This is a genomic window from Methylobacterium sp. E-005 (genome assembly GCF_022829725.1).
GTDB lineage: Bacteria > Pseudomonadota > Alphaproteobacteria > Rhizobiales > Beijerinckiaceae > Methylobacterium.
In genome coordinates this window covers 1-15,762 of sequence record NZ_JAKSYG010000078.1, presented here as the reverse complement: position 1 = coordinate 15,762, position 15,762 = coordinate 1, and the positions used below count along the sequence as shown (strand labels likewise).

General features: G+C 70.2%; 11 protein-coding genes and 1 pseudogene. 7 read left to right on the top strand and 5 right to left on the bottom strand.

What is annotated here, in order from left to right; genetic code table 11:
• The first annotated feature begins 239 nt into the window (after positions 1-239).
• Positions 240-779 (top strand): hypothetical protein, encoded by a 540-nt coding sequence (locus tag MKK88_RS08520; RefSeq protein ID WP_243998791.1) that lies wholly within the window; start codon positions 240-242, stop codon positions 777-779.
• A gap of 120 nt (positions 780-899) precedes the next feature.
• Here MKK88_RS08520 and MKK88_RS08515 read toward each other — a convergent pair whose 3' ends face one another.
• The 4 genes from MKK88_RS08515 to MKK88_RS08500 form a co-directional block, all read right to left on the bottom strand.
• Positions 900-4,358, bottom strand: a complete 3,459-nt coding sequence (locus MKK88_RS08515; protein WP_243998789.1) for a PAS domain S-box protein — start codon at positions 4,356-4,358, stop codon at positions 900-902.
• A gap of 155 nt (positions 4,359-4,513) precedes the next feature.
• A complete protein-coding gene (locus MKK88_RS08510; protein WP_243998787.1) occupies positions 4,514-5,173 on the bottom strand; it encodes a hypothetical protein in 660 nt (219 codons plus the stop codon).
• A 118-nt stretch (positions 5,174-5,291) separates the two neighbouring features.
• The gene (locus MKK88_RS08505) at positions 5,292-5,696 is read right to left on the bottom strand and encodes a hypothetical protein (protein WP_409566629.1); all 405 of its coding nucleotides are present in this window, start codon (positions 5,694-5,696) and stop codon (positions 5,292-5,294) included.
• A gap of 368 nt (positions 5,697-6,064) precedes the next feature.
• Positions 6,065-7,036, bottom strand: a complete 972-nt coding sequence (locus MKK88_RS08500) for an outer membrane protein (RefSeq protein ID WP_243998784.1) — start codon at positions 7,034-7,036, stop codon at positions 6,065-6,067.
• Positions 7,037-7,550: 514 nt separating this feature from the next.
• Between MKK88_RS08500 and MKK88_RS08495 the strand changes: the two genes are divergently transcribed.
• Complete coding sequence (locus MKK88_RS08495) at positions 7,551-7,799, top strand: hypothetical protein (RefSeq protein WP_243998783.1); 249 nt, start codon at positions 7,551-7,553, stop codon at positions 7,797-7,799.
• 108 nt (positions 7,800-7,907) lie between these two features.
• Here MKK88_RS08495 and MKK88_RS08490 read toward each other — a convergent pair whose 3' ends face one another.
• The gene (locus tag MKK88_RS08490) at positions 7,908-10,085 is read right to left on the bottom strand and encodes a TonB-dependent receptor (RefSeq protein WP_243998781.1); all 2,178 of its coding nucleotides are present in this window, start codon (positions 10,083-10,085) and stop codon (positions 7,908-7,910) included.
• A 482-nt stretch (positions 10,086-10,567) separates the two neighbouring features.
• On the opposite strand from MKK88_RS08490, the gene MKK88_RS08485 reads away from it, so the two are divergent.
• From MKK88_RS08485 to MKK88_RS08465, 5 genes and pseudogenes are all read left to right on the top strand, one after another.
• Positions 10,568-10,894, top strand: a complete 327-nt coding sequence (locus MKK88_RS08485) for a hypothetical protein (protein WP_243998779.1) — start codon at positions 10,568-10,570, stop codon at positions 10,892-10,894.
• A gap of 104 nt (positions 10,895-10,998) precedes the next feature.
• Entirely contained in the window at positions 10,999-11,907 is a 909-nt protein-coding gene (locus MKK88_RS08480; protein ID WP_243998777.1) for a LysR substrate-binding domain-containing protein, read from the top strand.
• Positions 11,908-12,019: 112 nt separating this feature from the next.
• A complete protein-coding gene (locus MKK88_RS08475) occupies positions 12,020-12,790 on the top strand; it encodes an HpcH/HpaI aldolase family protein (protein ID WP_243998775.1) in 771 nt (256 codons plus the stop codon).
• 11 nt (positions 12,791-12,801) lie between these two features.
• Positions 12,802-14,370, top strand: a complete 1,569-nt coding sequence (gene garD, locus MKK88_RS08470) for a galactarate dehydratase (RefSeq protein WP_243998773.1) — start codon at positions 12,802-12,804, stop codon at positions 14,368-14,370.
• Positions 14,371-14,450: 80 nt separating this feature from the next.
• Positions 14,451-15,605 (top strand): annotated as a pseudogene (locus MKK88_RS08465) (PepSY-associated TM helix domain-containing protein); the annotation flags it as partial.
• Between the last annotated feature and the right edge of the window lie 157 nt (positions 15,606-15,762).

The following is a 15,762-nucleotide window of genomic DNA, read 5'->3' as shown; positions in this document are numbered from 1 at the left end:
CGGTCTTCGCGCGTTGATCGAAGCCGCTGCGGCGGGTCGAACCAACCCCGCGCATCCACCCGCGACGCCTGTGCCCGGCTGTTCTCCGCAATCGCTACTGAGACGCGGCCATATTATTAGTGCTGGCGGTGAGTTCGCGGATCTGGAGCGTGCTTTTAGACATTCGGGAGAGAAATTAGTTGTAGGGGGCCTGCCGATTCAGCGCTATGTGACGGTGTCCACGCAAATCGGAGACCAGGATGCGCCGCCTAGCACTCGACTTCGTAGTGCTGTCTCTGCTGGCGTCCACGGTCGTCTTCCCGGTCACGGTCTACGCGAAGCCGAAGCCTGTCCGGCTGCCCATGCTGGAGGTGCCCGACGATTTCGGCGTCATCCCCAAGAAGCCCGGTTTTGAAAGCCGCGCGTTGCTGCTGAAGGCACCGATCGAGTTGTCGAACGCGGCCGACCGGCGCGTCCTGGCGCGGGAGCAGCGCCTTTGGGGCCGGCTGAACGGCTCCCTGTGCACGGGCTGCGTCGGGGGGCCGGCCGTGCGCAGGGTCAATTACGTGGATCCGGTCGCCATCCTGAACGCGAAACCCGCTGTGGGGGACATGGCCGTGGCGCGCCGCGTGGCCGCGCCGGCGCGGTCGGCCCGCGTCCACCTCGCCCATCGGCGGTCGCACAGGTCGCGCCTGTACGCGTATTACAACCGGCTGCGCTACGCCGTGCTGCAACGGCGCCGGCACCACCACCGTCGCCGCATCCGCGCCGTCCAGCACGTCCCGCTCGCGCCCGCCTAGAGCGCTCTCCGTCGAGCTGGACACCGGTTCGGCGTCAGAGCGCGCGCCAGGACACAAACTTGGAGCCGTGCCGGGTTGCAACGCGGTCGGACACGGCTCCAGGCGCCGGTCCGGCCCGCCTCAGGCCGCCCGCAGGGCCTCGATCTCGGCCAGCGTGACCGCCGTGCGGGCCCGGAGCGTGCCCAGCATCGACGTGACATCGTCGCCCGCCCGGCAGGCGGCCTCGACCGCCCGGCAGGTCTCGGCGAGCCCGGCAAAGCCCACCATGCTGGCCGCCGACACCATCGCGTGGGCGTCCAGCATGAGCCGGTCGCGGCTCGCCTCGGGCGCGGCGGGCCCGAACCGTTGGGTGAGTTCCTTTGCCAGCATCGCCAGCAGGTCGTTCATCCGGGCGCGACCGACCATCTCGATCATCTCGTCGAGGACAGCACGGTCGATCGTGCCGGCGGGGGGCGGCGGCTCCGCGCGCGCGCCGGTCCAGCGGTCGATCACTGCGAGCAGGGTCTGCGCCCGGAACGGCTTGCCGACATGGTCGTCGAGGCCGGCCGCGCGCAGCTCGGCGACTTGCTCGGGCAGGACGTTCGCGGTCATCGCCACGATCGGGATGCGGTCCCGCGGGTCGCCCAGCGCGCGGATCCGCCGGGTCGCCGCGATCCCGTCCATCACGGGCATCTGCACGTCCATCAGCACGAGGTCGTAGGGTTGGGCCTGGACGGCCGCTACCGCGTCGACCCCGTCGCCCACCACGTCCACCGCGTGGCCGGCCCGCTCCAGGATCGTCCGGGCGAGATCCTGGTTCAGCGGCACGTCCTCGGCCAGCAGCAGGCGCTTGCCGGTCGCCCGGACGGTCGCGACCGACGGGGCCGCGACCGGCGTCGCCGACGCAACCTCCGGGAGTACGGCCTCTAACCAGAAGATCGAGCCGCACCCCACCGCGCTCGCGACGCCGATCGTTCCGCCCATCAGCTCGACGAGCGACTTGGAGATGGCAAGGCCCAGGCCCGTCCCGCCGTATTCCCGGCTGATCGAGCCGTCGACCTGTGAGAACCGCCGGAACAGGCGGTCGCACTTGTCCGCCGGGATACCGATTCCGGTATCGTGGATCTCGAAGCGCAGGCGGCCGGGGGCGGCCATGACGGTCAGGCCGATGCGCCCCGCCGGGGTGAACTTCACCGCGTTGGTGAGCAGGTTGAGCAGGACCTGACGCAGGCGGTCCTCGTCGCCCTCGACCCAGGCCGGCAGGTCCGGCCCGCGGGTGACCACGAGCGCGAGACCCTTGCGCTCGGCCGAGGGGCGCACGATCGAGACCGCGTTGTCGATGAGCGCTTCGAGGGCGAAGGGCCGGGGCACGATCTCGATCTGCCCGGCTTCGACCTTCGAGAAATCGAGGACGTCGTTGACCACCGTCAGGAGCGCCGCCCCGGCGGTGCGGATGCGGTCGGCGTGCCGGCGCGCCGCCGGCCCGAGATCCGGCTCGTCGAGGAGCAGGTCGGCGTAGCCGATCACCCCGTTGAGCGGCGTGCGGATCTCGTGGCTCATGGCGGCCAGGAACTCGCTCTTGGCCGCGCTCGCCCGCTCGGCCTCCAGCCGCGCCGCGTCCGCCACGGCCTTGGCGGCGAGGAGATCCGCCTCGGCGGCCTTCCGGGCGGTGATGTCGATGTTGAGGCCGATCATCCGCCGTGACCGTCCGTCCGGCTGAGGCGCGGCACGCCCGACGCCGTTGATCCAGCGCACGCCGCCCTCCGGGTCCGGGACCCGGAACTCGATCGAGAAGGTCTCGCCCGTCTCGGCGGCGGCCGCTGCGGTCTGCAGGGCGCGCGCGCCGTCCTGGCGGTCGATCAGGGTCAGCCAGGTCTGCGCGTCGAGTCCGTATTCCCGATCGGTCTCGATCCCATGCAGGCGTGCGCTGCCGGCCGACCACGTGATCAAGCCGCTGTCGAGGTCCATCTGCCACGTGCCCGCGCTGGCCGCCTGCTGGGCGAGGCGCAGCAGGCCGCTCGCCTCCTCGACCGCGCGCCGGGCCGTCACGATCTCGTCGATGTCGAGGGCGGTTCCGAGCATCCCGACCATCGCCTCGCCCTGCCAGATCGGCAGGACCACGACCTTGTGCCAGCGATAGGCGCCGTCGTGCCGCCGCAGCCGCCCCTCGACCTCGTAGCCGGTCCGCTGCGCGCGCGCCGTGCGCCACAGCTGCTCCATCCGCTCCGCATCCTCGGGGTGGTTGCGGGCGAGTCGGGCGGCCCGGGACGGACCGATCGGACCGTAAAAGTCCTCGAAGCGCCGGTTGACGTAGGTCGCCTCCCCGGTCTCCGTGGAGGCGATCCAGACGAGCTGCGGCAGCGCGTCCGCGAGCGCCCGGTAGCGCGCCTCGCTCAGGCGCAGGGCGTCCTCGGCAGCCTTGCGGGCGCTCACGTCGCGCAAGGTGGCGACGTAGCCGTCGGCCGCCCCCGTCGCCCGGTCGTGGGTCAGGCTGAAGGAGATCTCCAGCCAGACCCACCGTCCGTCCCGGTGCCGGTAGCGCTGGCAGGTCAGGGCCTGCGCGGTCCGGCCGCTGGTCAGCCCGTCGAGGACGGCGCGGTAGGCCGCCACGTCGTCGGGATGGACGAAGTCGAGGGGCTGCGTCCCGATCAGATCTTCCGGATCGTAGCCGAGGACGGTGCCTACGGCGGGCGACACGTAGCGGCGGCAGGTCGTCAGGTCGGACCAGATGACGATGTCGGTGCTGTTCTCGGTGAGCAGCCGGTAGCGGCGCTCGCTCTCCTCCATCGCCTGCTCGGCGATCCGGTGCTGCGTCACGTCGGTGAAGGTCAGGACCGCGCCGCCATCCGCGAGGGTTGAGCGGCGGACCTCCAGGGTGATCCCGGTGGGCAGGCGCCAGTCGAACAGGGGTGGGAGCGCCCCTGGCTCGCGCCCGACGCTCCCGAGCCGCAGCTCGGATTCCGCCGCCGCGAAGTCGCCCCGGGCGCGCTGGTAGGCATGGATGTCCGGGAAGGCGACGCCCGCGCGCAGCACGTCGCCCGGGAGGTTGAGCAACTCCGCGGCGCTGCGGTTGAACACGCGGACCCGCTGCGCGGCGTCGAGCACCACGAGGCCCTGGTCGATGCTGTCCAGGGTGCCACGCAGGAGTTGGTCGGTCTCGTGGGCGCGCCGTTCGGACCGGACGAGGTCGCTCACGTCGAGCAGCATGCCGTGCAGGGCGACGAGCGTGCCGTCGGCCCCGCATTCCGGTACGCCCTGGATGATCGCGTCGAGGCCGCTGCCGTCCGGGCGCACGATGCGCGCCCGCGCCTGATACGGGCCCGCCGGCCGGTCTCCGGACAGGATCGCCTCCACCCGGGCGACCACGCTCGCGCGATCGTCCGGATGATAGCAGGCGAAATGGTCCTCGAATGCGAGATCGCGCGCGTCCGGCATCCCGAAGAGGCGTGCGAGCCCGATCGAGCGGGTGACGCGGCGGGTCGAGGGATCGAGGCGCCACTGGCCGAAGCCGGCCGCGCCGTCCCAGCTCTCCGGATCGTGTCCAGAGGTGGGCACGACGAGGATCGGCGGCGCGGCCGGGGAAGGCGCGTCTGTCTGCATCGGCGCGGGCGGATCCGTTCGACCGGCGCGAACCGCGCCCCGAAAGCACCGGCGGTGCTGTTGGGCTCAGCTTTCTCATCCGATGGTTGCGGATTCCTTGCCGCCCGCCTGCGGCATGGGCGCCGCGCGTGACGACTGCCCGGCCCTCCTCCGGGCTACTGCCGCGCGGTACACCGTTTCGTGCCGCTCCCCGCCACCGTGCGGGTCGCGAAGGTGAAGACCGACTGCTCCTCGAGGGCGGCCGAGCCGGTGGTCTTCATGAAGCCGGCATAGCCCTGGCAATTCTTGGGCGTCGGCTTGTCCTCGAGCTGCCGCCAGAAGGTGAGCTCCTTGTCGTCGAACCGGAATTCCTCACTCTGGCAGCCGGAACTCGGGCTGCAGCCCTCCTGCACCGAATAGCCCATGTCGAGGATCTTGCGGCCGGCCGGGACCTCGACGATCACGAGGTTCCGGTCCGGGCTGGTTCCCTCGTCGAGGATCAGGAGGCCTCTGACGAGGGCGATGGTGCTGTAGGCGCTCCAGCCCTTCGTGTCGTTCGGATCGTCCGCGCCCAGGACGCGGTCGCTCGGCCGCTGCTCGACGGCGCAATCGGCCTTGAGATCGGCGGTGCTCCTGCGCAGCCAGTACCGGCTGCCGACGGACTCGGTCTTCTCAGTCGCCAGAACCGTCGCGGCGGCGTTGCGGTAGCAGTGCCACGCCACCATGGTGTCGGAGGCGGGCTCCGCCCGGGCGGGGCCGCGGCCCGCGATCAGGCCGAGCCCGATGACGATCGCGAGAGAGGCGGCGCGCAGCCGCGACGGGGGGTGGAACGGCATCGTCGCCTCTTCGGATCGGATCTCTGCGCTGTCGCGCGCCGCGGTTCGGCGACCGGGATCCTCCGGTCCGCCGGGATCAGAGGCCGGTGACCCGCGGGGGGCAGCGACCGGTGCAGCCTCAATCCTTGCGGATCAGGACCGGCTGGGCGCCGGCTTCACCGAGGCCGAAATCGGCCAGCCTGTAGGACAGCTGCACGAAGCCGCCGTAGCGGTTGGTCTCGAACTTGATCGGACTGGGCGGCGAAAACGGGAACGTCGTCTGTGCCTTGTCGGCCTGCATCCGCCAGTAGCGGCCGCCGACGCCGACGCTGACGGACGGCATCAGGTCGTAGGAAACGATGCCCTCCAGGACGTAGCCGTCGCCCCGCCCCCCTTCGGGGCCCGGGTTGATGTCCGGCCGGAGCCAGTGGTGATCGACGCCGTCCACGGCCACGACCGGCAGGTAGGCACCCTCCAGGCTCAGCCGGACCCGGTCGAACCGCGCCTCGCCGATCACGCCGACGCGCAGGGCGTTCCACTGCATGTTCTCGCCGAGGCTTTTGAGGGTGGCCGGGTATGAGGGGACGCAGCCCCGGCTCTCGGCGACCTGCCGGCAGCCGTACCCGTTATACAGCTCGGAGAACGACTGGTAGCCGAAGAAGCCCCCGAGTTTGAAACCGTCCCGGCGCAGCAGATCGTAGCCGAAATCGACCGCGCCGTAGCTGATATCGCCGTCCTTGATCGTCGAGATCGTCTTCGAATACGGGTTGAGAGCAGGCGGGAAATCCTCGTCCGAGAGGCGTCCATCCGTGACGCCGCCCGTTCCGAGGAAGCCCTTGACGAACAGGCCCGTGGGGTTGTGCTCGAGCCGGGCGAAGCTCTCGCCGGCATGGGCCTGCGAGCCGCCATAGATCAGGCGGGAATTACCTGCGTCGGTCTGTAGTTGTCGTTCAGCGTCTCCCGGGGGCTGCCGGAGCTGTAGAAGTAGCGCAGCCCGCCCTCGAACGCCCAGGTGGCGGGGCCGGCTGAGTCCGCCGGCGCCAGGTCGGGCAGCCCGGCTCCGAACCGGTAATTGAGGCCGGCCCGGGCCAGGAAGCCGTCCGTCGTGACGCGGGTGCCGGCGCGATAGCCGGGCAGGTCTCCGGCCGTCTGCCCGGGCACGACCGCCCGGGAGCCGAGATCGTAGTACAGACCCTCGACCTTCGCGGAGAGGTGCTCGCTCAAGGCATGCTCGATGCCGGCACCGACCACGTAGCCGAGGCGCACCGCCCCGCCGCGACCGTCGAACGAGGCCACGGGCGGCAGCCTCAGGCCATCGCGCAGGATCAGGGACAGGTTGTTGTCGATCCGGACGTTGCCGACGGCCAAGCCGGCGGTCGCGTAGACGAAGGTCCGGTCGATGGCGAAACCGAGCTTGCCGCGGAACGTCGCGAGATCATCCAGCCGCTGACCGACATTGGCGACGCTGTTCGGGATGGTGGAGCCGTCGGCGGTCGGGAAATCGCCCTGCCGCCGGCCGTAGCCCCACAGCCGGGTGAACTGGTAATCCGCGGCGGCACCGGCCACCAGGCCGAAGGGCGCCTGCCAGTTGTAGCCGATCTCGCCGCCCCCGATGAAGCTGCCGTCCGAGGCGTTCCGCGGCGGGAGGATCGGACAATCGCCACCGGCGCGACCGGCTTGATCCGTGCAGATGAAGCGCGTGGCGCTGCCGAGCGCACCGTACCCGGCGAACAGACCGGCATAGGCGCCCGACCACGTGACGTGCGGCGGCAGGGCGCGATCCGGCTTGATGAGATCCGGCCTGGACGCCTGGGGAAGATCCGCGGCGAGGGTGGTCTGCGACAGGAGGACGAGAAGAAGCCCTGAACTGACGGTCCGTTTCATCCGAGGAAGCCCCCATCGCGCGTGGTTTTCGCGCCGCGTCTCGTTATGCGCTACGGCTTCGTGGTAAACGCATGGTAAAAATTGCATCGATCATTGATTACGAGGCATAGATTGTGGAGCAATCGCGATTTCAAGCGACGCATCTCAGGCAATCAGTGCTTTGTATATGGCGTTTAATGCAGCCTCTTACGTTGGAATTGAGACGCTGATATTTATAATTATTCTACAAAATTCGTCTTTCGATTCGAATATCAATCAAATGGCGCCGCGTCTCGTTGCGGAGAGGGCCGACGGCGCATCGCTCGCTTCGCGCCGGGATGTTGCTCTCCATGATGGCGGTGGTGGTCGATGCAGGCCGGCATCACCGCCTGAGGCGAAATCGACAGCCCTGGTTCAAGCCTGGGAACCATTTCGGCCGCCTCCGGCTTCCTGGGCGGGCCTCGGATGGATCTTCTGCCGTCGTGGGTTCGTGGAGCATGTCCGTCCTCACCGGGGCGGCAAGAAAGGATTTCCCTTGCGTCATTCGATCATCACTGCCGCGCTGCTCGCCGCCCTCGGCGGCACCCTGGCGCTCCCGGCTTCCGCCGCCCCGCTCGCGCCTGCCGCCGTCGCCGCGCCCGCCGGCATGGTCTCGACGGTCCAGATGGACCGGATGGAGCGCCACATGATGCGCCGCCGGATGGAGCGCCGGATGATGCGCCACCGGATGGAGCGTCACATGATGCGTCGCGAGATGCGCCACCGCATGATGCACCGGATGTAAGTCCGACCTGTCGCGGACCGCACTCTACGGTCCGCGACGGCAGCCGGCCCGGGCGGTCCCGCGGATGCCGGGCCCGTCGTGGCCGGCCGAAGCCGCTGGGTCCGGGGCTCAGAGGTCTGCGGTCAACGAGGCCAGGAATGTCCGCGGCGTCCCGTAGCTCAGAACCCCCGCCCCTGCCGACGCCCAGTAGCGTGCGCCGGCCGCGTTCTCGACGTTGAAGCGCGCCGTCAGCGGCATTCCATGCGCCACGAAGCTGTAGCGGATGCCGAGATCGAGCCGGGTATAATCCGGGATCTTCTGCCGGTTGGCCTGATCGTAATATTGCGGCGCCGTGTAGATCACGAGCCCGGTCAGGGTCACGCCCTTGGCGAGCCAGGGCGGGAGATCGAGTTCGCCGCCGAGATTGGCCTGTGCGGTGGGCACGCCGGGCGCCACATGCCCGTCGAAGCTGCCCCCGGCCGTCTTCCCGAGGCGCCCGTCGATCAGCGTCAGGCCCGCCAGCACGCGGACGCCCTCCGTCGGCGCGCCGAACACGTTGAAATCGAGCCCCTGATTGGTCTGCTCGCCGTTCAGGCCGAACACCCGGGTCCGGGGTTCGAGGGTGCCGAAGGGTTGCTTGATCTCGAAGACCGCGAGGGTAACGCCGACCGGGTCGAGGTCGAGCTTCGCCCCCGTCTCGATCTGACTGGTGACCGCCGGCGGCAGCGTCGCGGAGGCGTTGAGGGCCTGGGCGGGCGCGGACGGCCCGAAGCCGAACCCTTCCGCGTAGCTGGCATACAGGGACAGCTTGTCCCAGGGCTTGACGATCAGGGCCGCGACCGGGGTCGCGGCCGACTTGTCATAGCGCGACTGGGAGCCCCCCTGCGGCAGGGCCAGGTCGCGCGTGATGCCCTGGAAGCGGCCGTCGAGGATTGAGGCCGTGTCGGTGACGGCCACGCCGTCCAGGTCGGACCGGGTCGTGACCTCGAGGCGCCGGGCGGGCCGATCGGGCGGCGGATACAGGACAGGCGCGTAGAGCGAGGTTCGGAGCAAGCCGATCCCGGTGCGGTAGAAGGGCTCGTCGCCCGCGTAATGGGTGGCGACGACGGCCAGCCCGTGATCGACGGGGCCCGTCTGGAAATGCGTCCTCAGGCCGGCCTCGCCCGACCATTGCGTATACTTGCCCGCGACCCGGCCGGTCTGCAGCTGTACGGCGCCGGCCCCGCTCGTGATCGTGCCGTTCGATCCGAAGAAGTCGCGATCCGCCCGCGATCCGCCGACGGCGCCGAACAGCGTCATGTCCGGCGTGAGGTCGTATTCCGCCCGCAGGACGCCGAAGCCCTGGTTGATTTCGGCCCGTTCCCAGGGCTGCTGTACGTTGAGGCTGAGCCGGGGGGCCCTCGGAATCCGAAAGCCCGGGTTAACGGTGAAGCCGTTGCTCTGGGCGTCGACGGCGAGATGCTGGTACCCGGCATCGAGGCTGAGCCGCAGGGCCTCGCCGCGGTAGTCCAGACCGAGCGTCAGGGCGCCCGCCCCCTGATTCAGATGATCGATCGGTGTCGCCCCGTCGCGATAGGCGCCGTTGATCCGGATCCCCACGGCGTTGCCGTCCCCGAACCGGCGGCCGACATCGAAGGACCCGCCGACCGTGCCGGCCGAGAGGAACTGGGCCTCCACGCGGGTGAGGGGCGCCTCGGCCGCCCGTTTGGGGACGAGGTTGACGACGCCCACGGCGCTCCCGGAGGGCGGGAAGCCGTACAGGAAAGCGCCGGGCCCGCTCAGCACCTCCACCCGCTCGATCCCGTCGAGCGCGGGCTGGTGGACGCTCACGAGGCCGTACAGCCCGTCGAAGGCGAAGTCTTTGGCATTCACCGGAAAGCCGCGGATGATGATGTTCCGCTGGGCGCTGTAGGGCGGCTGCGTCTCCCGGACGGAGGCGTTGTTAGCCAGGACATCGCCCACAGACCGGGCCTGCTGGTTGCGGATCAACTCTGCGGTGTAATTGGCCTGCGTGAAAGGCGTGTCGAACACGCTGCGGCTGCCAAGAAAGCCGACGCGGCCGCCACCCGCAACCTGGCCGCCCGCGAAGGCCGCCGGCGGCTGTCCGACCGTGCCGGTGGGCGGCGGAAACCCCGGCTTCGCTGCGCCGCCTCGGGACTCGACCGACACCGCGTCGAGCATCACCATGTCCGGCGGCGCGGAACCTCGGGATCGGAACGCGACCGGATCGGCAGCCTCCGGTCGTCCAGTCAGGATCTGTCCCGTCGCCGGGGCGTCCGTCGCCGCGAGTGCCAGGGCGACGAGCACGGTCCGCGATGCGGGGCAGCCTCCGGCAGACTTTTGCAAGCGCTGACGGAGGCGCCGGGGACCGTACCAAGTGTTCAAACGCATCGACCCACCATATCTCTGAGCTGATGCGGCCGACCGCTAAGATCTACGAAAGCATTAAGTCAATACTTTCTGCTTTACCTTACAATAAATTCAATTCAACTGTTCCTCAATGAATCAATTTAAAAGCGATGAACGCTAGAAAATCTCAAATAAAAACAAGTCATATTAGTATCTATGTATTGTACTGAGCGGATGCATGCAGATTTTGCATGGTGAGCTGGCGGGGCGGCAAGAAGCCGGATGGCCCTGGTTCGGTGGGGCTCAATCGGTCGAAGCCGGCTCCGCACCCGAATCACGTTCAGCGGGACGGGTCGCGCCGGGATGCCGCCGCACGGCCAAGCCGATCGAACCATTCCCGGCGCAGCGCGTTTCAGCCCACCGATAGGAGGATTGGAACCATGAAGGCGCTTCTGACGGCGGCCGCTGTGAGCATCGGCATTCTGGGCGTGGTCGGCCCGGTCACGGCGCAGCCCCGCCCCTATGATGACGGTTACGGCTATCGCGACCGCGGCTACCGGGATCGCGACTACGATGACCGGGGGGACCGCGGCTATCGCGACCGGGATGACTACCGTGGCGGGCGCGCTGCCTATGGGTTCGACGAGCGCGAGTATCTGCGCTGCAACCCGGATGTCCGCCGCGCCGTGGCCAACGGTCAGATGGAATCCGGCGCCGCGCATTGGCGGGTGTTCGGGCGCAAGGAAGGTCGACGGCTGAGCTGCTGATCCGGGTCCAGGGCTGTGCCGCCCCATCCGGGTGCGGCATACCTTGAGCGCGCGCGGTCGCTTCGGGCCTTATCGGCCCCGACGCCACGCGCCACGGAGCCCCCATGTTCGACTTCAGCCAGCTCCGGTGCTTCGCGGCGGTCGCGGAGGAGCTGCATTTCGGGCGCGCGGCCGCCCGGCTGAACATGACGCAGCCGCCCCTGTCGCGGCAGATCCAGGTGCTGGAGCGCGTCCTCGACGTGCAACTCCTGGAGCGCAGCAGCCGCTCGGTCCGGCTGACCGCGGCCGGGCGCAGCTTCCTGCCCGAGGCGCAGCGGATCCTGCGGCTCGCCGAGAGCGCGACCCACGTGACCCGGCAGGTCGCGGCGGGGCGCGCCGGCATCCTGAAGCTCGGCTTCACGGCGGCCTCGGCCTACGACTTCCTGCCGCGCCTCGTCACCGCGCTCCGCCAGGCCCTGCCGGACGTCACCCTGTCGCTGCGCGAGATGGTGAGCCGGGATCAGGTCGAGGCGCTGCTCGCCGGCAGCCTCGACGCCGCCCTGGTACGGCCGCCGGTGACGCATCCGGACCTGCGCGCCGTCCGTGCGCTCGCCGAACCCCTCGTGGTCGCGCTGCCTGCCGCCAATCCCCTGGCCCGGCATGACCGCCTCGTGCCCGGCGATCTCGGCGGCGAAGCGTTCATCGCCTACGCGCCGAACGAGGCCCGCTACTTCCACGACCTCGTCCTCGGCCTGTTCACCGAGGCGGGAATCCGGCCGCGGATCGTCCAGCAGCTCACGCAGATCCACTCGATCCTGTCCCTCGTGCGGGCCGCCCTGGGAATCGCCCTGATCCCGGCCGCGGCCGAGTGCCTGCGCTTCGAGGGCGTCGTTTTCCGGCCCCTCGTCCTGCCGACGCCGCGACCGGTCGAGCTGGTCCTTGCGTGGCGGCGCGACGCGGACGACCCGCTGATCGCCCGGCTGGTCGCGATCCTGTCGGACGGGCTGTCGAACGGGCCCGGCCGCGTCGGTTGATGCAGCCGTTGCATCGATCGATCCAGCCTTTGGCTTTGACCTCCCGGTCAAAGGCTGCGCGTGATGGGGCGGACGGCGCGCAGACGCCCGGAGCCGCAGGGAAGGACTCGCGATGGACAGCCTCACCAACCGCTTCAAGGCGGCCCTCGCCGAGGGCCGGCAGCAGATCGGCCTCTGGTGCAGCCTCGCGAGCCCGATCTCGACCGAGATCGTCGCCGGGGCCGGGTTCGACTGGCTGCTCCTCGACATGGAGCACTCCGCCAACGACCTGCGGGATATCTATTTCCAGCTTCAGGCGATGATGGAGAACGCCACCAACCCGGTGGTGCGGGTTCCGAGCGACGATCCCATCACCATCAAGCGCATCCTGGATGCCGGCGCGCAGTCGCTGATGATCCCCAACATCGATGATGCCGCGCAGGCCGAGCGCGTGGTCGCGGCGACCCGCTACGCCCCCCGGGGGATCCGCGGCTTCTCGCAGGCGCCCCGGGCCGCCCGGTTCGGCCGCATCCCCGACTACCACACGCGCTGCGAGTCCGAGATCTACGTGATCGTGCAGGTCGAGTCCCGCCGCGCGCTGGACAATCTGGACGCGATCGCCGCCGTCGAGGGCGTGGACGGCGTGTTCATCGGACCCGGCGACCTCTCGACCAGCCTCGGCCATCTCGGCCAGCAGGGCCATCCCGAGGTGGTCCGGACCATCGAGGAGGCCGTCGGCCGGATCGTGAAGGCCGGCAAGCATGCCGGCATCCTCACGCCGAGCGAGGACTTGGCCAAGCGCTACATCGCGGCGGGCACCCGGTTCACCGCTGTGGGCTCGGATCTGGGCCTGCTCGCCCGCAACGCCGAGGCGCTGGCCGGGCGCTTCCGCTCCGCGACCTGAGGGGATTTCCGATGCAGGCCGAGATCGAAGCCCCGACCCGTCTCCAGGCGACCGGCGACGTGCCGCGCACGATCCGCCTGAGCGAGACCGACAACGTTGCCATCGTGGTCAACGCCTTCGGGCTGCCGGCCGGCACAATGTTCCCGGACGGGCTGGAGCTCGTCGAGTTCGTGCCGCAGGGCCACAAGGTGGCGCTCTCCGACATCCCGGAGGGCGGCGAGGTCCGCCGCTACGGCGAGGTGGTGGGGATCGCCACGCAGGCGATCCCCCGGGGCGCCTGGGTCGAGGAATCCCGCGTCGCGACCCCCGTCGCCCCCGCCCTCGACGCCCTGGAGCACGCCACCCGGGTGCCGGCCCCCCTGCCCCCGCTCGAGGGCTACACCTTCGAGGGCTACCGCAACCCGGACGGGTCGGTGGGCACCAAGAACATCCTGGCGATCTCGATCAGCGTGCAATGCGTCGCCGGCACCCTCGACGTGGCGATCCGCCGGATCAAGCAGGAGCTGCTGCCGCGCTACCCCAACGTCGACGACGTGGTCGGCCTGACCCACGCCTATGGCTGCGGCGTGGCCATCAACGCCCCCGAGGCGGTGGTGCCGATCCGGACGCTCCAGAGCCTCGCGCAGAACCCGAATTTCGGCGGCGAAGTCATGGTCGTCGGCCTCGGCTGCGAGAAGCTGGTCTCGGAGCGCCTGCTGCCGGATGCCGGCGCGGCCGGCGACGGGGTGGTGCGCCTGCAGGACGAGCGCCACCGGGGCTTCTCCGCGATGATCGACAGCATCCTGGCGATGGCCGAGGCCCGCCTGGAGGTGCTGAACCGCCGGACCCGCGAGAGCTGCCCGGCCTCCGATCTGGTGGTCGGCCTGCAATGCGGCGGCAGCGACGCCTTCTCGGGGGTGACCGCCAACCAGGCGCTCGGCTTCGCGGCCGACCTGCTGGTCCGCTGCGGCGCGACCGTCCTGTTCTCCGAGGTGACGGAGGTGCGCGACGCGATCCACCTCCTGACCCCCCGGGCGAAGAGTCCGGAGGTCGCCGAGGCCCTGATCCGCGAGATGGCGTGGTACGATGCCTACCTCGCCAAGGGTGAGGCCGACCGTAGGGCCAACCCCTCGCCCGGCAACAAGAAGGGCGGCCTCAACAACATCGTCGAGAAGGCCCTGGGCTCGGTCGCCAAGTCCGGCACCAGCGCCATTTCCGGGGTGCTGGCCCCCGGTGAACGCGTGCGCGAGAAGGGTCTGATCTTCGCCGCGACCCCGGCGAGCGACTTCGTCTGTGGCACGCTGCAACTCGCCTCCGGCATCACGCTGCAGGTGTTCTCCACCGGCCGCGGCACGCCCTACGGTCTGGCCCAGGCGCCGGTGATCAAGGTCGCCACCCGGACCGAGCTCGCCGAGCGCTGGTCCGATCTGATCGACCTCGATGCCGGCCGCATCGCCACCGGCGAGGCCACGATCGAGGCGGTCGGCTGGGAGCTGTTTCACCTGATCCTCGACGTGGCGAGCGGGCGCAAGCGGCCCTGGTCCGACCAGTGGGGCCTGTTCAACGACCTGACCCTGTTCAACCCCGCGCCGATTACCTGATGGAAGCGGCCTCGGCCGCCGGGCATGCGCCAAGCGGCATCGTCAGCTTGGCCGGGTTCTGTTAGGCAGCCGGCACTGCCATGCCGCGCGTGATTCCCTCCCTCCGGACCATCCTGTTCCGCCTGCACTGGGCGCTCGGCCTCACGGCCGGCCTCGTGCTGGCGCTGATGGGCCTGACCGGGGCGTTGATGAGCTACGAGGAGGCGGTCACCGCCTTCGCCAACCGCGACCGTCTGACGGTGACGGCGGGCGATCGGCAGGCGCTGCCGCCCTCTGTCCTGGCGGCGCGGATCGCCGGGCAAGCCGGGTTTCCAGTGAACAGCCTCACCCTGTCGGACGACCCGGCGGCGAGCGTCCCCGTTCGCTTCGCCCGGGACCCCGCGACCCGCGAGCGGCCGCCCTCGGTCTATGCCGACCCCTATGACGGCACGGTGCTGGGCCCGGTGCGGCTGGAGGGGGCGTTCACGACGGTGCGGGACCTGCACCGGTGGCTGCTGCTTCCCGGCGGCTCCAAGGGCTGGGGCCGCACGATCACCGGCGCCTGCGTGCTGGCGCTCCTCGTCTTCCTGGGGACCGGCCTCTACCTGCGCTGGCCCAAGATCCACCGCTGGCGGGTCTGGCTGAAGCCGAGCCTGTCCCGGCCGGGCCGGGCGCGCTGGTGGTCGCTCCACGCCGTAGCGGGGACGTGGCTGATGCCGGTCTATTGCGTCATGGCGCTGACGGGGCTGACATGGTCCTACCCGTCCTTCAAGGAGGGCGCCGCGTGGCTGCTGGTGGGCGAGCGGGAGACGGCGACGCCGATGCGCGCCGCCGGCCGCAGGGCCGCCCCCGCGGCGCCGACCGACGCATCCGGCCCGGCAGCCGTCGATCGGGCCTGGGCGGCGTTCCGGGGCGGCGAGGGGCGTGCGGCGGGCACCGCGATCCTGACCCTGCCGAGCCCCGACGCGAAGGCGATCCGGATCCGCTGGCTGCCGAAGGGCGTCGATGACCCGAGCGCCCGCAACGAGGCCCGCTACGACGCCGCCACCGGCACGCTGCTGGCCGCCGAGCGCGCCGCCGACATGCCGCTGGGCCGGCGCCTCATGGACAACATCCTGGAGGTCCACCGGGGGCGCTTCTTCGGCGAGCTGTTCGCCCTGCTGTTCTGCCTCGCGGCGCTGGCCATGCCGGGCTTCGCGGCGACCGGCCTGACGCTCTACGTCCTGCGCCGCCGCGCGGCCGCCCGGCGCCGGCCGGAGACTCGGCCGGCGACTGGCCTGCCCCCATTCGGTGGCCCGAGTTCGAAGTTAGTGCATCGTCGGTCGGCTGACGATGGCAGGGCGCGCGGACGGCACTGATCCGCTCGGTTCGGTTGGCCAGAGGACGACCTCCGGCGCGGGTGGCTGGTAGCCG